An 18,483-nucleotide genomic window follows, 5' to 3' on the forward strand; every position below is an offset into this window, starting at 1 on the left:
ATCATTCGGTGCTTCGCATTTATGTGGCAGATGATTACCGGATTTAGGCTTTGTAGCGTAATACAGAGGCGGGATCTTATTCATACGTCCTCCATTCACATTAAGAGCGTCAGTATAAAATCTGTACAATCTGACGGGGAGGCGCGCCGCTGAAAACTCACCGGCCAGCACACTTTTTGCAAATTCGGTCAACCCCCTGTTTTATTAGGGATTACACCGCTATACAGTTATCCTTATTCTCTTCATTATTCACGCTGCGATTTTAGCTAGACTTACTTCACTATTTTGCGGGTGCCCGCTTGCCCCGCCTGGACCTGTGTCCCTGCTACCGGAGAGCAACATTTCATGAAAAAACAGCGTCGTGTGCCGCTAATCCCCCTTGCGATTATCATTGCTGCCCTGATCGGCGGCGGCGTTTACTGGTGGCATCAGCACGGCGCAGAGAGCAGCGCGCCAGCGGCCAGCGCCGGCGAACAGGGGCAGCGCGGTAAAGGGGCGGGCGGCGGGCGGCGCGGTGCGGGTGGCGGCACCGCCGCGCCGGTGCAGGCGGCGGTCGCGCGTGAACAGAGCGTGCCGCAGTACCTCTCCGGGCTGGGCACCGTCACCGCCGCCGGTACCGCCACGGTGCGCAGCCGGGTGGAGGGCGACCTGCTGGCGCTGCACTTTACGGAAGGCCAGGAAGTGAAAGCCGGGCAGCTGCTGGCGGAGATCGACCCGCGCCCGTACCAGGTGGCGCTGACCCAGGCCCAGGGGCAGCTGGCAAAAGACCAGGCGACGCTGGCCAACGCCCGTCGCGACCTCGCCCGCTATGAAAAGCTGGCGAAAACCAGCCTCGTTTCGCAGCAGGAACTGGACACCCAGCGCGCGCTGGTCAGCGAAACCCTCGGCACCATTAAAGCCGACGAGGGCAGCGTCGCCAGCGCTCAGCTCAACCTCAGCTACAGCCGCGTCACCGCGCCGATCGCCGGGCGCGTTGGCCTGAAACAGGTCGACGTCGGTAACTACATCTCGTCGGGCGACACCACCGGCATCGTGGTGATCACCCAGACCCACCCGATTGACCTGATCTTCACCCTGCCGGAGAGCGACATCGCCAGCGTGCTCAGCGCGCAGAAGAGCGGCGAGGTGCGGGTAGAAGCCTGGGACCGCAGCAATACCCGCCTGCTGACCAGCGGCCGCCTGCTGAGCCTCGATAACCAGATCGACACCACCACCGGCACCGTTAAGGTAAAGGCGCGTTTCGATAACGAGGACGACACGCTGTTCCCCAACCAGTTTGTCAACGCCCGCCTGCAGGCCAGCACGCTGGAGAACGCCATCGTGATCCCGCCGGCCGGCCTGCAGATGGGCAGCGAGGGCCACTTTGTCTGGGTGGTGAACGGCGAAGGCAAGGTCAGCAAGAAGGCGGTCACCGCCGGTTTCCAGGACAGTGAAAAAGCGGTGATTACCGACGGGCTGAACGCCGGTGAACAGGTGGTGACCGACGGCATCGACCGGCTGACCGAGGGGGCGAAGGTTGAGGTGGTGGCGCCGCAGTCGACGCCGCTGACCTCGGCGCGCCACGCCCAGCCGGCGAAGGGAGCCAGCGACTGATGGAGGCGATGACACCCACGCCCGGCGGCGGTCCGTCGCGCCACTTTATTCTGCGCCCGGTGGCGACCACCCTGCTGATGGTGGCGATCCTGCTGGCCGGTATTATCGGCTACGGCGCCCTGCCCGTCTCGGCGCTGCCGGAAGTCGACTACCCGACCATTCAGGTGGTAACGCTCTATCCCGGTGCCAGCCCGGACGTGGTCACCTCGGCGATCACCGCGCCGCTGGAGCGCCAGTTCGGCCAGATGTCCGGCCTCAAGCAGATGGCGTCGCAGAGCGCCGGCGGCGCGTCGGTGGTGACGCTGCAGTTCCAGCTGTCGCTGTCGCTGGACGTCGCCGAGCAGGAGGTGCAGGCGGCAATTAACGCCGCCACCAACCTGCTGCCCGGCGACCTGCCCAACCCGCCGGTTTACAACAAGGTTAACCCGGCGGACCCGCCGATCATGACCCTCGCCGTCACCTCCACCAGCCTGCCGATGACCCAGGTGCAGGATATGGTGGAAAACCGCGTGGCGCAGAAGATCTCGCAGGTGAGCGGCGTCGGGCTGGTGACCCTCTCCGGCGGCCAGCGCCCGGCGGTGCGGGTCAAGCTTAACGCCCAGGCGCTGGCGGCGCTCGGCATCAGCAGCGAGACGGTGCGCACCGCCATCAGCAACGCCAACGTCAACTCGGCCAAGGGCAGCCTCGACGGCCCGGAGCGCGCCATTACCCTGTCAGCCAACGACCAGATTAAAACCGCCGAAGGCTACCGCCAGTTAATCGTCAGCGTGCAGAACGGTTCGCCGGTACGCCTCGGCGACGTGGCGACGGTGGAACAGGGGGCGGAGAACAGCTGGCTGGGGGCCTGGGCCAACCGCCAGCCGGCGATCGTACTCAACGTGCAGCGCCAGCCGGGGGCGAATATCATTGATACCGCCGATAATATTCGCCGCATGCTGCCGGCGCTGACTGCCTCGCTGCCGAAGTCGGTTGAGGTGCAGCTGCTCACCGACCGCACCACCAATATTCGCGCCTCGGTCAGCGACGTGCAGTTTGAGCTGCTGCTGGCGATCGCGCTGGTGGTGATGATTATCTACCTGTTCCTGCGCAACGTGGCGGCGACCATTATCCCGGCCGTGGCGGTGCCGCTGTCGTTGATCGGCACCTTTGCGGTGATGTACTTCCTCGGCTTCTCGGTCAACAACCTGACGCTGATGGCGCTGACCATCGCCACCGGCTTTGTGGTCGACGACGCGATTGTGGTGATCGAGAACATCTCGCGCTATATCGAAAAGGGCGAGAAGCCGCTGGCGGCAACGCTGAAGGGCGCGGGTGAGATCGGCTTTACCATTATCTCGCTGACCTTCTCGCTGATTGCGGTGCTGATCCCGCTGCTGTTTATGGGCGATATCGTTGGCCGGCTGTTCCGCGAGTTTGCGATGACGCTGGCGATCGCCATTCTGATCTCGGCGGTAGTGTCGCTAACCCTGACGCCGATGATGTGCGCGCGCATGCTCAGCGCCGAGTCGCTGCGTAAGCAGAACCGCTTCTCACGCGCCAGCGAAGCGCTGTTCGAACGGATCATCGCCCGCTACGGCCGGCTGCTGACCCGGGTGCTGAACCATCCGTGGCTGACGCTGGGCGTGGCCTTCGCCACCCTGGCGCTGACCGTGCTGCTGTGGCTGCTGATCCCGAAGGGCTTCTTCCCGCTGCAGGACAACGGCATTATTCAGGGCACGGTGCAGACGCCGCAGTCGGTGTCGTTTGCAAGTCAGGCCCAGCGTCAGCAGGCGGTGGCCTCCGTGATTATGAAGGACCCGGCGGTGGAGAGCCTGACCTCGTTTATCGGCGTCGACGGCACTAACCCGGCGCTGAACAGCGGCCGCCTGCAGATCAACCTCAAGCCGCTGGATGAACGCGAAGACCGCATTCCGGCGGTGATCGCCCGCCTGCAGCAGCAGGTGGCCGGGCTGCCGGGGGTGAGCCTCTATCTGCAGCCGGTGCAGGATCTGACCATCGACACCCAGGCCAGCCGCACCCAGTATCAGTTCAGCCTGCAGGCCGGCAGCCTCGACGCGTTAAGCCGCTGGGTACCGCCGCTGCTGGAAGAGCTGCGACAGCTGCCGGAGCTGCAGGACGTCAGCAGCGACTGGCAGGACCAGGGGCTGGAGGCGTTTATCCGCGTCGATCGCGACACCGCCAGCCGCCTCGGCATCTCGATGGCGGACGTCGATAACGCGCTGTATAACGCCTTCGGCCAGCGGCTGATCTCCACCATCTACACCCAGGCCAGCCAGTACCGGGTGGTGCTGGAGCACGACACCAGCGCCACGCCGGGGCTGGCGGCGCTGCAGAGCGTGCGGCTGAAAAGCAGCGACGGCGGCAGCGTGCCGCTCAGCGCCATCGCCCGCGTCGAGCAGCGCCACGGTGCGCTGACCATCAACCATCTCGACCAGTTCCCGTCGACCACCTTCTCGTTTAACGTCAGCGACGGTTATTCGCTGGAGCAGGCGGTCAACGCCATTACCCGCGCCGAACAGGATCTGCAGCTGCCCGCCGATCTCATGACCCAGTTCCAGGGCAGCACCCTCGCCTTCCAGGCGGCGCTCTCCAGCACCGTCTGGCTGATCGTCGCGGCGGTGGTGGCGATGTATATCGTGCTTGGCGTGCTGTACGAGAGCTTTATCCATCCGGTGACCATCCTCTCCACCCTGCCCACCGCCGGGGTCGGCGCGCTGCTGGCGCTAATGTTCAGCGGCCACGAGCTGGACGTGATCGCGATAATCGGCATCATCCTGCTGATCGGCATCGTCAAGAAGAACGCCATCATGATGATCGACTTCGCGCTGGCCGCCGAACGCGAGCAGGGAATGACGCCGTACGACGCCATCTACCAGGCGTGCCTGCTGCGCTTCCGGCCGATTCTGATGACCACGCTGGCGGCGCTGTTTGGCGCGCTGCCGCTGATGTTCAGCTCGGGCGTCGGCGCCGAGCTGCGCCAGCCGCTGGGCACCGCGATGGTCGGCGGCTTAATCGTCAGCCAGGTGCTGACGCTGTTTACCACCCCGGTAATCTACCTGCTGTTTGACCGTCTGGCCCACGCCACCCGCCGACGCCTGGCCCGCCCGGAGGCCGAGTGAGATTCTTCGCGCTGTTTATCCACCGGCCGGTGGCCACCCTGCTGCTGACGCTGGCGATCCTGCTGGCCGGCGGGCTGGGTTTCCGCATGCTGCCGGTGTCGCCGCTGCCGGACGTCGATTTTCCGGTGATCGTGGTCTCCGCTTCGCTGCCCGGCGCCTCGCCGGAGACCATGGCGTCGTCGGTAGCCACGCCGCTGGAGCGGGCGCTGGGGCGCATCGCCGGGGTCAGTGAGATGACCTCCAGCAGTTCGCTCGGCAGCACGCGGGTGATCCTGGTGTTCGACTTTGACCGCGACATCAACGGCGCCGCCCGCGACGTGCAGGGGGCGATTAACGCCGCGCAGAGCCTGCTGCCGAGCGGCATGCCGGGGCGGCCGACCTACCGCAAGGCCAACCCGTCCGACGCGCCGATTATGATTCTGACGCTGACCTCAGACACCTTCTCGCAGGGGCAGCTCTACGACTACGCCTCGACCCAGCTGGCGCAGAAGCTGGCGCAGATTGAGGGGGTCGGTGACGTCAGCGTCGGCGGCAGCTCGCTGCCGGCGGTGCGGGTCGATCTCAACCCGCAGGCGCTGTTCAGCCAGGGCGTGTCGCTGGACGCGGTGCGCGAGGCGATTGCTAACGCCAACGTGCGCCGCCCGCAGGGAGCGATCGAGGATAAGCAGCAGCGCTGGCAGCTGAAGACCAACGACGAGCTGCAGACCGCCGCCGAATACCAGCCGCTGATCGTCCACTATAACAAGGGCGCGGCGGTGCGGCTGCAGGACGTGGCGACGGTCAGCGACTCGGTGCAGGACGTGCGCAACGCCGGCATGGCCAACGGCAGGCCGGCGATCCTGCTGATGATCCGCAAATCGGCGGACGCCAACATTATCGAAACCGTTGACCGCATCCGCGCCCAGCTGCCGGTGCTGAACAGGATCGTGCCGGCCTCGATCAGCCTGGAGCTGGCGCAGGACCGTTCCCCGACCATTCGCGCCTCGCTGCATGAGGTGGAGCAGACGCTGGTGATTGCGGTGGCGCTGGTGATCCTGGTGGTGTTCGCCTTCCTGCGCTCGGCGCGCGCCACGCTAATCCCGGCGCTGGCGGTGCCGGTGTCGCTGATCGGCACCTTTGCCGCCATGTACCTGTGCGGCTTCAGCCTGAATAACCTGTCGCTGATGGCGCTGACCATCGCTACCGGCTTCGTGGTCGATGACGCCATCGTGGTGCTGGAGAACATCTCGCGTCACGTCGAGGCGGGCATGAAGCCGCTGCAGGCGGCGCTGCAGGGGGTGCGCGAGGTCGGCTTTACCGTGGTGTCGATGAGCGTGTCGCTGGTGGCGGTGTTTATTCCGCTGCTGCTGCTCGGCGGGCTGCCGGGGCGGCTGTTCCGCGAATTTGCCGTCACCCTGTCGGTGGCGATCGCCATCTCGCTGCTGATTTCGGTGACGCTGACGCCGATGCTCTGCGCCCACCTGCTGCGTAAAACGCCGCCGCGCCGGCAGCCGCGCATCCGCGGTTTTGGCCGCCTGCTCACCGGCCTGCAGCGCGGCTACGGCCGCAGCCTGCAGCGGGTGCTTAACCACCCGCGCTGGACGCTGCTGGTGTTTGTTGCCGCCATCGGCCTTAACGTCTGGCTGTTTATCAGCATCCCGAAAACCTTTATGCCGGAGCAGGACACCGGGCGGCTGAACGGCTTTATCCAGGCCGACCAGAGCATCTCGTTCCAGGCGATGCGCGGCAAGCTGCAGGACTTTATGCGCATCGTGCGTGACGATCCGGCGGTGGAGAACGTGGTCGGCTTTACCGGCGGCTTCCGCACCAACAGCGGTTCGATGTTTATCTCGCTCAAGCCGCTCAGCGAACGCGGGGAGAGCGCGCAGCAGGTGATCGCCCGCCTGCGCGGCAAGCTGGCGAAGGAGCCGGGGGCCAACCTCTACCTGATGGCGGTGCAGGACCTGCGCGTCGGCGGCCGCGAGTCGAACGCCGGATACCAGTACAGCCTGCTCTCCGACGATCTGGCCGCGCTGCGCGAGTGGGAGCCGAAAATCCGCCGCGCCTTTGCCGCACTGCCGCAGCTGGCCGACGTGAACTCCGATCAGCAGGACGGCGGCGCGGAGATGGCGCTGACCTACGACCGCGAGAGCATGGCGCGGCTGGGCATCGACGTCGCCGACGTTAACGGCCTGCTGAACAACGCCTTCGGCCAGCGGCAGATCTCCACCATCTACCAGCCGCTCAACCAGTACAAGGTGGTGATGGAGGTCGATCCGCGCTGGACCCAGGACATTAGCGCGCTGGATCAGATGTACGTGATCAACGCCGACGGCAAGCCGATTCCGCTGTCGTACTTTGCCAGCTGGGCACCGGCCAACGCGCCGCTGTCGGTGAACCACGAAGGGCTGTCGGCCGCCTCGACCATTTCGTTTAACCTGCCGGAAGGAGTGTCGCTCTCCGAGGCGTCGGCCGCCATCGACCGCAGCGTCACCGCGCTCGGGGTGCCCTCCAGCGTGCGCGGCAGCTTCTCCGGCACCGCCGCCGAGTTCGAACAGTCGCAGGGCAGCCAGCTGTGGCTGCTGCTGGCGGCCGTGGCCACCGTCTACATCGTGCTCGGCATCCTTTACGAGAGCTACGTGCATCCGCTGACCATTCTCTCCACCCTGCCCTCCGCAGGAGTGGGTGCCTTGCTGGCGCTGCAGCTGTTCGGCACGCCGTTCAGCCTGATTGCGCTGATCGGCATTCTGCTGCTGATCGGCATCGTTAAGAAGAACGCGATTATGATGGTCGACTTTGCCCTGCAGGCGCAGCGCGGCGGGGCCAGCCCGCGCGAGGCCATATTTCAGGCCAGCCTGCTGCGCTTCCGGCCGATTATGATGACCACCCTGGCGGCGCTGTTCGGCGCGCTGCCGCTGGTGTTCAGCGCCGGCGACGGCGCGGAGCTGCGCCAGCCGCTGGGCATCACCATCGCCGGCGGGCTGGTGATGAGCCAGCTGCTGACGCTCTACACCACGCCGGTGGTATTCCTGGCAATGAATAAGCTGCGGCGCAAGGCTAAAATGCAGCCGGTTGCGGAATAAAGGAGACGCTGATGCCGCCACTCAGTCACCCCGTTCTACAGAGAAAAATTCCGGCGCAGGACGCCGGCCTTTCTGCCCGGCAGACCGGCGTTCAGCGCCCTGTCACCGATGTTTCGGGGGGCTGAGATGGCGACTCATCCGGCCTCCGTGCGCTGGCAGCTGTGGATCGTGGCGTTTGGCTTCTTTATGCAGACGCTGGATACCACCATCGTTAACACCGCGCTGCCGTCGATGGCCGCCAGCCTTGGCGAAAGCCCGCTGAATATGCATTCGGTGATCGTCTCCTACGTGCTGACCGTCGCCATCATGCTGCCGGTCAGTGGCTGGCTGGCCGATCGCTTCGGCGTGCGCAACGTGTTTTTCAGCGCCATTATCCTGTTCAGCGTCGGCTCGCTGTGCTGCGCCCTCTCCACCAGCCTGGACCAGCTGATCCTCTCAAGGGTGCTGCAGGGCATCGGCGGCGCGATGATGGTACCGGTGGGCCGCCTGACGGTGATGCGGCTGGTGCCGCGCGCCGAGTATATGGCGGCGATGACCTTCGTCACCCTGCCGGGGCAGATTGGCCCGCTGCTCGGCCCGGCGCTGGGCGGCGTGCTGGTCGAGTACGCCAGCTGGCACTGGATCTTCCTGATCAACATCCCGGTGGGGGCGATCGGCGCGGTGGCCACGCTGATGCTGATGACCAACTTTACCGTCGCCACGCGGCGCTTCGACTTCGCCGGCTATCTGCTGCTGGCGGCCGGCATGGCCGGGCTGACGCTGGCGCTGGACGGCCAGCGCGGTGAGGGTATGTCGCCGCTGCTGCTGTGCGTGCTGATCCTCGGCGGGGTATTTTCGCTGCTGTTCTACCTGCTGCACGCCCGCCACAACGAGCGCGCGCTGTTCAGCCTGACGCTGTTTGATAACCGCATCTACACCATCGGCCTGCTCGGCAGCCTGGCCGGGCGCATCGGCAGCGGCATGCTGCCGTTTATGACGCCGATTTTCCTGCAGATCGGCATGGGCTACAGCCCGCTGCACACCGGGCTGATGATGATCCCGATGGTGCTGGGCAATATGGGCATGAAGCGCATCGTGGTGCGCATCGTCAACCGCTTTGGCTACCGCAACGTGCTGACCGGCTCCACCGCCGCGCTGGCGCTGGTGGTGCTGCTGTTCCCGCTGGTGGCTCTGCTCGGCTGGCATCTGCTGCTGCCGGTGGTGCTGTTCCTGCAGGGAATGGTCAACGCCATCCGCTTCTCGGCGATGAACACCCTGACGCTGAAGGCGCTGCCGGACGCGCAGGCCAGCGAGGGCAACAGCCTGCTGTCGATGGTGATGCAGCTGTCGATGAGCATCGGCGTGACCGTAGCCGGGCTGCTGCTCGGCACCTTTGGCCACCAGGGCGCGGCGGGCAGCCCGCTGCTGCAGGAGGCCTTTATCTACACCTATCTGTGCATGGCGCTGGTGATCCTGCTGCCGGCCGCGGTGTTCTGGCGCGTGCCGCCGGAATCTGACCTGAACGCGCCGCTGGCGCGCCGGAGGAGATCGTAATGTTCGCCCGACTGCGTTTTGGCATCAGCGCCAAGCTGTTTACCGCCATCTTCTCCACCTGCATTCTGGTGGTGATTATCATGCACTGGGGAATGCGGCTGAGCTTCGAGCACGGCTTTATCGACTACATTAAGCGCGGCAACGAGCAGCGGCTGGTGCTGCTGAGCGACGCGCTGGCCGATCAGTACGAGGCGCACGGCAGCTGGGATTTTCTGCGCAACAACAACCGCATGGTGTTTACCATCCTGCGTTCGCTGGAGCAGAACCCGGACGCCAGTAAACCCCTGCCGCCGCACGGCTGGCGCACGCAGTTCTGGGTGCTCGATCAGCAGTATAAAGTGATGATCGGCCCCAGAGGCGATCCGTCGCCGGAGGGCACCCGGCGCAATATCACCACCAGCAACGGCAAGGTGGTCGGCTGGGTGGTCGGCTCGTCGTCGGAGACGCTGACCCGCAGCGCCGACATCAACTTTGACCAGCAGCAGAGCCGCACCAGCTGGCTGATCGTCGGGCTGACTACCCTGCTGGCGGCGCTGGTCACCTGGCTGATGGCGCGCGGCCTGCTGGCCCCGGTTAAACGGCTGGTGGAGGGCACCCACCACCTGGCGGCGGGCAACTTTGCCACCCGCGTGCAGGCCAGCAGCCGCGATGAACTGGGGCGGCTGGGCCAGGACTTTAACCGGCTGGCCGGCACGCTGGAGAAGAACGAGAGCATGCGCCGCGCCTTTATGGCCGATATCTCCCACGAGCTGCGCACGCCGCTGGCGATCCTGCGCGGCGAGCTGGAGGCGATTCAGGACGGCGTGCGTAAGATAACCCCGGAGTCGATTCTCTCGCTGCAGAGCGAGGTCACCACCCTGACGCGGCTGGTGGACGACGTGCACCAGCTGTCGCTCTCCGACGAGGGGGCGCTGGCCTACCGCAAAAGCGACACCGACCTGGTGCCGCTGGTCGAGATGGTCTGCGCCAGCTTCCGCCACCGCTTTGAGCAGCGCGGGCTGGCGCTGGACCTGCAGCTGCCGGATGAAGCGCCGCAGTTTGGCGATCCGGATCGGCTGATGCAGCTGTTCACTAACCTGCTGGAGAACAGCCTGCGTTACACCGACGCCGGCGGCGGGCTGACCATCAGCCTGCAGAGCGGCGCGGCGGGCAACCGCCTGCAGTTTGACGACAGCGGACCCGGCGTCAGCGACGAGCAGCTCGGCCAGCTGTTCGAGCGCTTCTACCGCGCCGAAAGCTCGCGCAACCGCGCCAGCGGCGGCTCCGGGCTGGGGCTGTCGATCTGCCAGAATATTGCCGAGGCCCACGACGGCACCATTACCGCGCAGCACTCGCCCGCCGGCGGGCTGCGCGTTACCCTATCCTTACCGCACCAGCCACACTGACCGGGAGCCGCGATGACTGAGCCAACCGCACCACTGATTTTAATCGTGGAAGATGAACCAAAACTCGGCCAGCTGCTGATCGACTATCTGCACGCCGCCAACTACCGCACCCACCACCTGCTGCGCGGCGACGAGGTGCTGCCGTGGGTGAAGCAGCACTCGCCGGACCTGATGCTGCTGGACCTGATGCTGCCGGGCCTTGACGGCCTGTCGGTGTGCCGCGAGCTGCGGCGCTTCAGCGAGATGCCGGTGATTATGGTTACCGCCAAAACCGAAGAGATCGACCGCCTGCTGGGTCTGGAGATCGGCGCGGACGACTATATCTGCAAGCCGTTCAGCCCGCGTGAGGCGGTGGCGCGGGTGAAAACCATCCTTAAGCGCTGCCTGCGCCCGGCGGAGGAGGCGCAGCAGGCCTCGCTGCTGAAGATGGACGAGCACCGCTTTCAGGCCAGCTGGGACGATAAGCCGCTGGACCTGACCCCGGCCGAGTTTCGCCTGCTGAAAACGCTGGCCCAGGAGCCGGGCAAGGTGTTCTCGCGCGAGCAGCTGCTGAATCAGCTGTATGACGACTACCGGGTGGTCACCGACCGCACCATCGACAGCCACATTAAAAACCTGCGCCGCAAGCTGGAGCTGCTGGACGCTAACCAGCCGTTTATCCGCGCCGTGTACGGCATGGGCTACCGCTGGGAAGCCGACGTCTGCCGTTTGATGTAGATCAACACCTGCTCCTATCCTGCCCCGTAGAATCTCCCGCTTTACTGCGTCACCGCCCTGCTCCGGCCAGCTTCAGAAATGAAGCTGGCAGCGCTGCCCCCGGCCCCGCAGCGGCCGCTGAGATAGCTTAACAACGCGTGGCGGTGCGCTGCCGCAGGGTGACCACCTGCAACCACACCGAGACCACATGATGTTTAAACCCGAACTGCTCTCCCCTGCCGGATCGCTGCGCAATATGCGTTACGCCTTCGCCTACGGTGCCGACGCCGTGTACGCCGGGCAGCCGCGCTACAGCCTGCGCGTGCGCAATAACGAATTTAATCACGCCAACCTCGCCACCGGCATCGCCGAGGCCCACGCGCTGGGCAGGAAGTTCTACGTGGTGGTGAATATCGCGCCGCACAACGCCAAGCTGAAGACCTTTATCCGCGACCTGGAACCGGTTGTCGCCATGGGGCCGGATGCGCTGATTATGTCCGATCCCGGCCTGATTATGCTGGTGCGCGAGGCGTTTCCACAGGTCGATATTCACCTGTCGGTGCAGGCCAACGCGGTCAACTGGGCGACGGTGAAGTTCTGGCAGCAGCTGGGGCTGACCCGGGTGATCCTGTCGCGCGAGCTGTCGCTGGAAGAGATTGCGGAGATCCGCCGCGAGGTCCCGGGGATGGAGCTGGAGATTTTCGTGCACGGCGCGCTGTGCATGGCCTACTCCGGCCGCTGCCTGCTCTCCGGCTATATCAACAAACGCGATCCTAACCAGGGCACCTGCACCAACGCCTGCCGCTGGCAGTACGACGTGCAGGAGGCGCGGGAAGATGCGCTGGGCAATATCGTTGACGCCGCGCGGCCGGTGACGGTGCAGGAGCGCGCGCCGACGCTGGGCTGCGGCCAGCCGACCGCGAAGGTGTTTACCCTGACGGAGGCGCAGCACCCCGGCGAGGTGATGAGCGCCTTTGAGGACGAGCACGGCACCTACATTATGAACTCGAAGGATCTGCGCGCGGTGGCGCACGTGGAGCGGCTGACGCAGCTTGGCGTGCATTCGCTGAAGATTGAGGGGCGCACCAAGTCGCACTACTACTGCGCGCGCACCGCCCAGGTGTACCGCCGCGCGATTGACGACGCCGCCGCCGGTAACCCTTTCGATCCACAGCTGTTGCAGTCGCTGGACGGGCTGGCGCACCGCGGCTACACCGAGGGTTTTCTGCGCCGCCACACCCACGACAGCTACCAGAACTATGACTCTGGCCACTCGGTTTCCGACAGCCAGCAGTTTGTCGGCGAGTTTACCGGCGAGCGGCGCGGTACGCTGGCGGAGGTTGAGGTGAAGAACAGGTTCAGCACCGGCGACAGTCTGGAGCTGATGACCCCGGCGGGCAATCTGCACTTTACGCTGGCGCAGATGGAGAACGGTAAGGGCCAGCCGGTAAGCGTAGCACCGGGCAACGGCCACCGGGTGTGGCTGCCGCTGCCGGAGACGGTTGAAGTGGCGTTTGCGCTGCTGGTGCGCAATCTGCCCGCCGCCGTTCACCCGGCTGAGCTGAGCGATCTGGCGAAAGAAGTTTCATAATGTAAATGATTTTTGATTGACGTCACATCTTACCGGCGACTTCCCGGTTATGATGCACCCGCTTCTAACGACGAATTAAAAAGGCGTTATCCGGTTATCTCCCCCACGCGGCTTACGCATCAGCAGCGTGCAGGTTCCCGGTCAGAACCACCTCATTAGGCCCGCCCGGCTCCCCCGTGCGGGCTTCTCTTTTTCTGAAATTCCCTTCACTTTTGGCCGGCCGTTACCCGCTGGCGGCAGGATGTGCTATATGTTGATGCAATCCGTTGACCTTTCAGGAATATAAAATGGAAACACAACCTCTTACGCTGGCGATTCTGAACGGCAAGAGCGCCGGTAATGAAGAGCTGCGCGCGGCGATTAGCGCCCTGCGTGATGAAGGCGCGGCGCTGGAAGTGCGCGTGACCTGGGAGCACGGCGACGGCGATCGCTACGTGCGTGAGGCGCTGGCGCGCGGTGCGGCGACGGTGGTTGCCGCCGGCGGCGACGGGACGATTAACGAGGTGGCGACCGCGCTGGCGCGTCTGCCGGCGGGCAATCGTCCGGTGCTGGGTCTGGTGCCGCTGGGCACCGCCAACGATTTTGCCACCAGCTGCGGTATTCCGGCCGAGCTGGAAGCGGCGCTGCGGCTGGCGATTTTTGGCCGCGCGACGCCTATCGATCTGGCGAAGGTGAATGACGATCGTTACTTTATTAATATGGCGACCGGCGGGTTTGGTACGCGGATCACCACCGAGACGCCGGAGAAGCTGAAGTCCGCGCTGGGCGGGGTGTCGTACTTTATTCACGGGTTGATGCGTATCGATCAGTTGAAGGCCGATCGCTGTGAGATTAGCGGGCCGGATTTCAGCTGGCAGGGTGATGCGCTGGTGATCGGGATTGGTAACGGTCGTCAGGCGGGCGGCGGTCAGCAGTTGTGCCCGACCGCGCTGATTAACGACGGTAAGCTGGAGCTGAGCGTGGTGACGTCGCAGGAGCTGTTGCCGACGCTGTTGCACCGGTTAACCAGCGAGGAGAAGGACCCGAATATGATTACGGCGTCGCTGCCGTGGCTGACGATTAGCGCGCCGCATGAGATGACGTTTAATCTGGATGGTGAGCCGCTGAGTGGGAAGGAGTTTCGCATTGAGGTGTTGCCGGATGCGCTGGAGTGCCGGTTGCCGCCGTCGTGTGAGCTGCTGGCGTAGCATTCGGGGCGCTTTGGGGCCGGGTCGCTTTGAGTACGGTGCCCGGCTTATCGGGGGGGACATCCGGAACGCGGACACGCTGTAAATACGTCCCTGTACGCTCGGCGTCGCGCATCCCTGCGCGCCGACGGTCCGCTTATCCGGATGTCCCCCCCGATTGCCCTTAAGTTCTTGTATCGCTGTTTTATTGACTATTCAGGCACTGGGGGTTGTACTCAGGTTTGTTGATGCTTCGCTTTTCCGATGTCCCCCTCTGATTGTTATTCAACTCTTGTGCCGCTGTTTTTTTTATCCCTATTCTTTGCGGGTGCAGGGGGTTTTGTTGAGCCCGGCGATGCAGGGGGAGACAAACAGCGTGCCGGTCCATGCGCCGCGGGCGGTTTTGCTGGCGACCAGCAGCCACATAAGCGCCAGCAGGCCGGTGAGCAGCGCGCCGAAGAGGCGGAAGAAGCTGACGTCCACCAGGGTAGCCAGTTTCAGAGTGGTGAGGGCGAAGACGCCCAGCGGGAAGGTGAAGCCCCACCAGCCGAGGTTAAACGGGATGCCGTCATGGCGGTAGTGGGCGGTGATCAGCAGCGCCAGCAGCATCCACCACAGTCCGCAGCCCCAGAACAGCAGGCCGGCGATCAGGCCGAAGCCCTGCGCCATGCTGGCGATCGCCGGCATGTGGTTGGCGGCGAAGATCGCCGGGGCGTCGCCGCCGATTACCAGCATGCCCAGCGCGCCGGTGCCGATCGGGCCGAGCGCCAGCCAGCTTGAGGCCGCCATGCTCTGGTGCGGCAGTTTGTGCAGCGCCATGCGCAGCAGCAGGATCACCAGGATGCTCATCGCGATCGGTACCGAGAATGCCCAGAGGACGTAGCTGGCGATCAGCGTGTGCAGCTGCGCGGCGCTGTCCGCCAGGTGCGGGGCCAGCAGGCCGCCGCTGACCGCGGCGACTTCGGCGGCGACCACCGGCAGCAGCCAGACGGCGGTCATCTGGTCGATGCTGTGCTGCTGGCGGGTGAACATCATGTAAGGGATGCAGATGCCGCACAGCAGCGACATCGCCACGTCCAGCCACCATAGCACGTGGGCCACGGCGATGACGTCGACACCCCAGCGCGGCAGGCCGAAGGTGAGCAGGCCGTTGATGATGGTCGCCAGCCCCATCGGGATGGTGCCGAAGAACATCGAGACGGTAGAGTGGCCAAAGATGCGTTTGGCTTCATCGAAGTACATTATCCAGCGCGCAAGGTAGAGCAGCGTGAACAGGCTGAACAGGACGATGTTGAGCAGCCACAGGCCTTCGGCGACGGCGTGCAGGCCGGGGATTTGCCATGGCAGGGCGGCCAGCGCCAGCGCGAGGATGCCGGTGCCCATGGTGGCGGCGAACCAGTTGGGGGTGAACTGGCGGATGGCCTCTTTCGGGCTGCTGAGGGCGGCCAGCGGGCGGCGGCCGTTGTGTAATGCTGGGATCATTGTGCTCATTATTGTTATCTCGCAGGTGACACGACTGCCTTACTCTACGTTCTAATCCCGGATTCCGGGAAACGACTTATGGCGATGGAATCTATCGCTTAAAGTGGTTTAATTCTACTTAATAATCATTTTTTAAGGTATTTGTGCGGGATGGGGGATCGTTTTTGGGGCCGCTGGTCGCTGCGGGTTCGGTGCCTGGCTAATCGTGGGGTGGCTTTTGGGCCGCTGGTTGCTGCGGGTTCCGGTGCCTGGCTAATCGGGGGGTGGCTTTTGGGCCGCTGGTTGCTGCGGGTTCCGGTGCCTGGTTAATCGGGGGGTGGCTTCTGGGCCGCTGGTTGCTGCGGGTTCCGGTGCCTGGTTAATCGGGGGGTGGCTTTTGGGCCGGGTCGCTTCAGGTTTTGGTGCCCGGCTAATCGGGGTTTATCCGGAACGCGGACACGCCAGTAACGTCCCTGGGCTCTGCCGCCCGTGGCTTTTGGGCCGGGTCGCTTCAGGTTTTGGTGCCCGGCTAATCGGGGTTTATCCGGAACGCGGACACGCCAGTAACGTCCCTGGGCTCTGCCGGGCACCTCCATGTGCCCGAAGGTCCGCTTATCCGGATAAACCCCGATTGCCTGTTATTTTCTGTGTCGCTGTTTTAAAAACAAAAAAATCAGACCAGACCAGACAGCTTCTACTACTTAATCTTCGGTATCCTGCCGAAAAGCAATGCCCTTAACAGCAACACAACAGCCAACAGGGAGGACGCGGGCGAAAAGGTTAGCCGGGCGTGCGGCGCAGGGAGCGCCGCCCGAGCTTACATGGACGTACTTGCAGCGTCCCGGCGGAGCCAACAGGGAGGACGCGGGCGAAAAGGTTAGCCGGGCGTGCGGCGCAGGGAGCGCCGCCCGAGCTTACATGGACGTACTTGCAGCGTCCCGGCGTTCTTTTCGCCCGCGGGCGAACCCGCCACCAGAACAGGAAGCCACGCCTTTAAGACAGCAACGCTACAACTAACAGAGAGGCGTTACCACCACTGGTAAAAATGGTGCACCGGACCGATACCGTGACCGACCTCCAGCGAGTCGGCCGCCTGCAGCGCGCCCTGCAGCCAGGCTTTGGCGGCGGGGACCGTCTCTTCCCAGCTGTTGTGACGCGGGCGCAGCGCGGCCAGCGCGGCGGAGAGCGTGCAGCCGGTACCGTGGGTGTGGCGTGTGTTGACGCGCGGCGCGGTAAAACGCATCGCCCGTTCGCGGGTGAACAGCCAGTCCGGGCTTTCGGCGTCGCTGAGGTGGCCGCCCTTCATCAGCACCGCACCACAGCCTAACTCCAGCAGCGCCCTGCCCTGATCCTGCATCTGCTGTTCGTTGACCGCCGGGGCGCACTCCAGCAGCGCCGCCGCTTCCGGCAGATTGGGCGTGATCAGGGAGACCTGCGGCAGCAACGCCTCACGCAGGGTGGTGACCGCCTCGGGGGATAACAGCGGATCGCCGCTTTTGGCCAGCATCACCGTATCCAGCACCACCCAGGGCACCGACGACTCGCGCAGGCGCTGTGCCACCACCCGCACGATATCGCTCTCCGCCAGCATACCGATCTTCAGCGCATCAATCCGCACGTCCGACAGCACCGAGTCGATCTGCGCGCCGACAAAGGCCGGTTCGATGCGGTACACCGACTGCACGCCGCGGGTGTTCTGCGCCACCAGGCCGGTCACCACGCTGGTGCCGTACGCGCCCAGCGCCGAGAAGGTTTTCAGATCGGCCTGGATACCGGCGCCGCCGCTCGGGTCGGTGCCGGCAATGGTCAGGGCATTGATGCGTTTCATACCAGCGCCTCCGGGTTGAGCAGAGAGAGGGCATCGAGGAACGCCGGGATAAAGCTGCCGGGCCCGGCCGCCTGCGCGGCGGCACGTTCACCGGCCAGCGCCACCACCCGGCAGGCGCTGGCAACGTGCACCAGCCGATCGCCCGGCAGCGCGGCAAAACCGGCGACCAGCGCCGAGAGCGCGCAGCCGGTGCCGACCACCCGGGTCAGCAGCGGTGAACCACCGGTTACCGCCAGGGTGCGGCTGCCGTCGGTAACGTAGTCGACCTCGCCGGTTACCGCGACGATCGCCCCGCTCTCCTGTGCCAGCCGTACCGCCGCCGCCAGCGCCGCATCGGAGCCGTGCTGCGTATCCACGCCGCGCCCGCCAGCGGCTAACCCGGCCAGCGCGAGGATCTCGGATGCATTGCCGCGAATGGCGGCCGGTTTAAGGGTTAACAGCTGATGGCAGAAGCCGGTGCGGAATGAGAGTGCGCCCACCGCGACCGGGTCCAGCACCCAGCTGCGCCCTGCCCCGCTGGCAGCGGCCACCGCCGCCAGCATCGCTTCGCTGCGTTCACGCGTCAGGGTGCCGACGTTAATCAGTAAGGCATCGGCAATCGCGCTGAACTGCGCGGCTTCTTCCGGGTCAATGACCATCGCCGGCGAGGCACCGGCGGCCAGCAGCACGTTGGCGGTAAAGGTCTGCACTACGTCATTGGTCATACAGTGAATTAACGGGGCGTGCTGGCGGAACAGCGCCAGCGAGCGGGCCACATCTGCGTGGCCGAGGGGTACGGGTTGGCTCATCTTCTCTCCCAACCGGCGTTCAAGAAGGCGATGCCAGCACGGGCTGGGGCATCTGACTTCCCTCCGCTGGCATTATCCAGTTCAGGTGGTACGGGTTTTATCTCAGCCTGCGGTTAAGCAAGGGCACCCCGAGTCATAGTTGCGGGGACAGGATAAGGGAGGGGGATGGGGGAAAGCAAGGGGCAGCCAGCAGGCTGTACGGGCTGCTGGCAGTCGCTGAGTTGATCCATTAGTATTGCTGACAATTCGTAATCAATGTCG

11 protein-coding genes and 1 riboswitch are annotated in these 18,483 nt (G+C 64.8%); of the genes, 8 read left to right on the plus strand and 3 right to left on the minus strand.

The features are described from left to right. The first annotated feature begins 345 nt into the window (after positions 1–345). From ASF13_RS05200 to yegS, 8 genes are all read left to right on the plus strand, one after another. Positions 346–1,593: an MdtA/MuxA family multidrug efflux RND transporter periplasmic adaptor subunit gene (locus ASF13_RS05200; protein WP_056233285.1), complete on the plus strand. Its 1,248-nt coding sequence runs from the start codon at positions 346–348 to the stop codon at positions 1,591–1,593. Continuing rightward, positions 1,593–4,712 carry an MdtB/MuxB family multidrug efflux RND transporter permease subunit gene (locus ASF13_RS05205; RefSeq protein ID WP_056233287.1) on the plus strand — a complete coding sequence of 1,040 codons (3,120 nt, stop codon included), beginning with the start codon at positions 1,593–1,595 and terminating at the stop codon, positions 4,710–4,712. Before ASF13_RS05200 ends, ASF13_RS05205 begins: the two co-directional genes overlap by 1 nt. Continuing rightward, entirely contained in the window at positions 4,709–7,774 is a 3,066-nt protein-coding gene (mdtC, locus tag ASF13_RS05210; protein ID WP_056233289.1) for a multidrug efflux RND transporter permease subunit MdtC, read from the plus strand. Before ASF13_RS05205 ends, mdtC begins: the two co-directional genes overlap by 4 nt. A 126-nt stretch (positions 7,775–7,900) precedes the next feature. Continuing rightward, positions 7,901–9,307, plus strand: coding sequence for a multidrug transporter subunit MdtD (gene mdtD, locus ASF13_RS05215; protein WP_056233291.1), 1,407 nt, complete (start codon positions 7,901–7,903; stop codon positions 9,305–9,307). Then, positions 9,307–10,692 carry a two-component system sensor histidine kinase BaeS gene (gene baeS / locus ASF13_RS05220; protein WP_056233293.1) on the plus strand — a complete coding sequence of 462 codons (1,386 nt, stop codon included), beginning with the start codon at positions 9,307–9,309 and terminating at the stop codon, positions 10,690–10,692. The genes mdtD and baeS overlap by 1 nt, the downstream gene beginning before the upstream one ends. Positions 10,693–10,704: 12 nt before the next feature. Continuing rightward, positions 10,705–11,409 carry a two-component system response regulator BaeR gene (gene baeR / locus ASF13_RS05225; protein ID WP_056233295.1) on the plus strand — a complete coding sequence of 235 codons (705 nt, stop codon included), beginning with the start codon at positions 10,705–10,707 and terminating at the stop codon, positions 11,407–11,409. Between the two features lie 190 nt (positions 11,410–11,599). Then, positions 11,600–12,979 carry a tRNA 5-hydroxyuridine modification protein YegQ gene (gene yegQ, locus ASF13_RS05230; protein WP_056233485.1) on the plus strand — a complete coding sequence of 460 codons (1,380 nt, stop codon included), beginning with the start codon at positions 11,600–11,602 and terminating at the stop codon, positions 12,977–12,979. Positions 12,980–13,266: 287 nt separating this feature from the next. Beyond that, a complete protein-coding gene (yegS, locus tag ASF13_RS05235; RefSeq protein ID WP_056233297.1) occupies positions 13,267–14,166 on the plus strand; it encodes a lipid kinase YegS in 900 nt (299 codons plus the stop codon). A 294-nt stretch (positions 14,167–14,460) separates the two neighbouring features. Here the strand turns inward: yegS and ASF13_RS05240 are convergent, their stop codons facing one another. From ASF13_RS05240 to thiM, 3 genes are all read right to left on the minus strand, one after another. Next, complete coding sequence (locus tag ASF13_RS05240; RefSeq protein ID WP_056233299.1) at positions 14,461–15,627, minus strand: TDT family transporter; 1,167 nt, start codon at positions 15,625–15,627, stop codon at positions 14,461–14,463. A gap of 1,006 nt (positions 15,628–16,633) precedes the next feature. Beyond that, positions 16,634–17,434, minus strand: coding sequence for a bifunctional hydroxymethylpyrimidine kinase/phosphomethylpyrimidine kinase (thiD, locus tag ASF13_RS05245; protein ID WP_056233301.1), 801 nt, complete (start codon positions 17,432–17,434; stop codon positions 16,634–16,636). Then, positions 17,431–18,222: a hydroxyethylthiazole kinase gene (gene thiM, locus ASF13_RS05250; RefSeq protein WP_056233303.1), complete on the minus strand. Its 792-nt coding sequence runs from the start codon at positions 18,220–18,222 to the stop codon at positions 17,431–17,433. Before thiM ends, thiD begins: the two co-directional genes overlap by 4 nt. Before the next feature lie 41 nt (positions 18,223–18,263). Further along, positions 18,264–18,363, minus strand: a riboswitch (TPP riboswitch). Positions 18,364–18,483 lie beyond the last annotated feature (120 nt).

Source organism: Erwinia sp. Leaf53 (genome assembly GCF_001422605.1).
In the GTDB taxonomy this organism is placed as follows: domain Bacteria; phylum Pseudomonadota; class Gammaproteobacteria; order Enterobacterales; family Enterobacteriaceae; genus Erwinia.

Bases quoted from the DNA above. Each gene is read 5' to 3' on its own strand.
- baeR (WP_056233295.1), top strand. From the start codon at position 10,705: ATGACTGAGCCAACCGCACCACTGATTTTAATCGTGGAAGATGAACCA.
- mdtD (WP_056233291.1), top strand. From the start codon at position 7,901: ATGGCGACTCATCCGGCCTCCGTGCGCTGGCAGCTGTGGATCGTGGCG.
- baeS (WP_056233293.1), top strand. From the start codon at position 9,307: ATGTTCGCCCGACTGCGTTTTGGCATCAGCGCCAAGCTGTTTACCGCC.
- ASF13_RS05205 (WP_056233287.1), top strand. From the start codon at position 1,593: ATGGAGGCGATGACACCCACGCCCGGCGGCGGTCCGTCGCGCCACTTT.
- thiD (WP_056233301.1), bottom strand. From the start codon at position 17,434: ATGAAACGCATCAATGCCCTGACCATTGCCGGCACCGACCCGAGCGGC.
- thiM (WP_056233303.1), bottom strand. From the start codon at position 18,222: ATGAGCCAACCCGTACCCCTCGGCCACGCAGATGTGGCCCGCTCGCTG.
- ASF13_RS05200 (WP_056233285.1), top strand. From the start codon at position 346: ATGAAAAAACAGCGTCGTGTGCCGCTAATCCCCCTTGCGATTATCATT.
- yegQ (WP_056233485.1), top strand. From the start codon at position 11,600: ATGTTTAAACCCGAACTGCTCTCCCCTGCCGGATCGCTGCGCAATATG.
- ASF13_RS05240 (WP_056233299.1), bottom strand. From the start codon at position 15,627: ATGATCCCAGCATTACACAACGGCCGCCGCCCGCTGGCCGCCCTCAGC.
- yegS (WP_056233297.1), top strand. From the start codon at position 13,267: ATGGAAACACAACCTCTTACGCTGGCGATTCTGAACGGCAAGAGCGCC.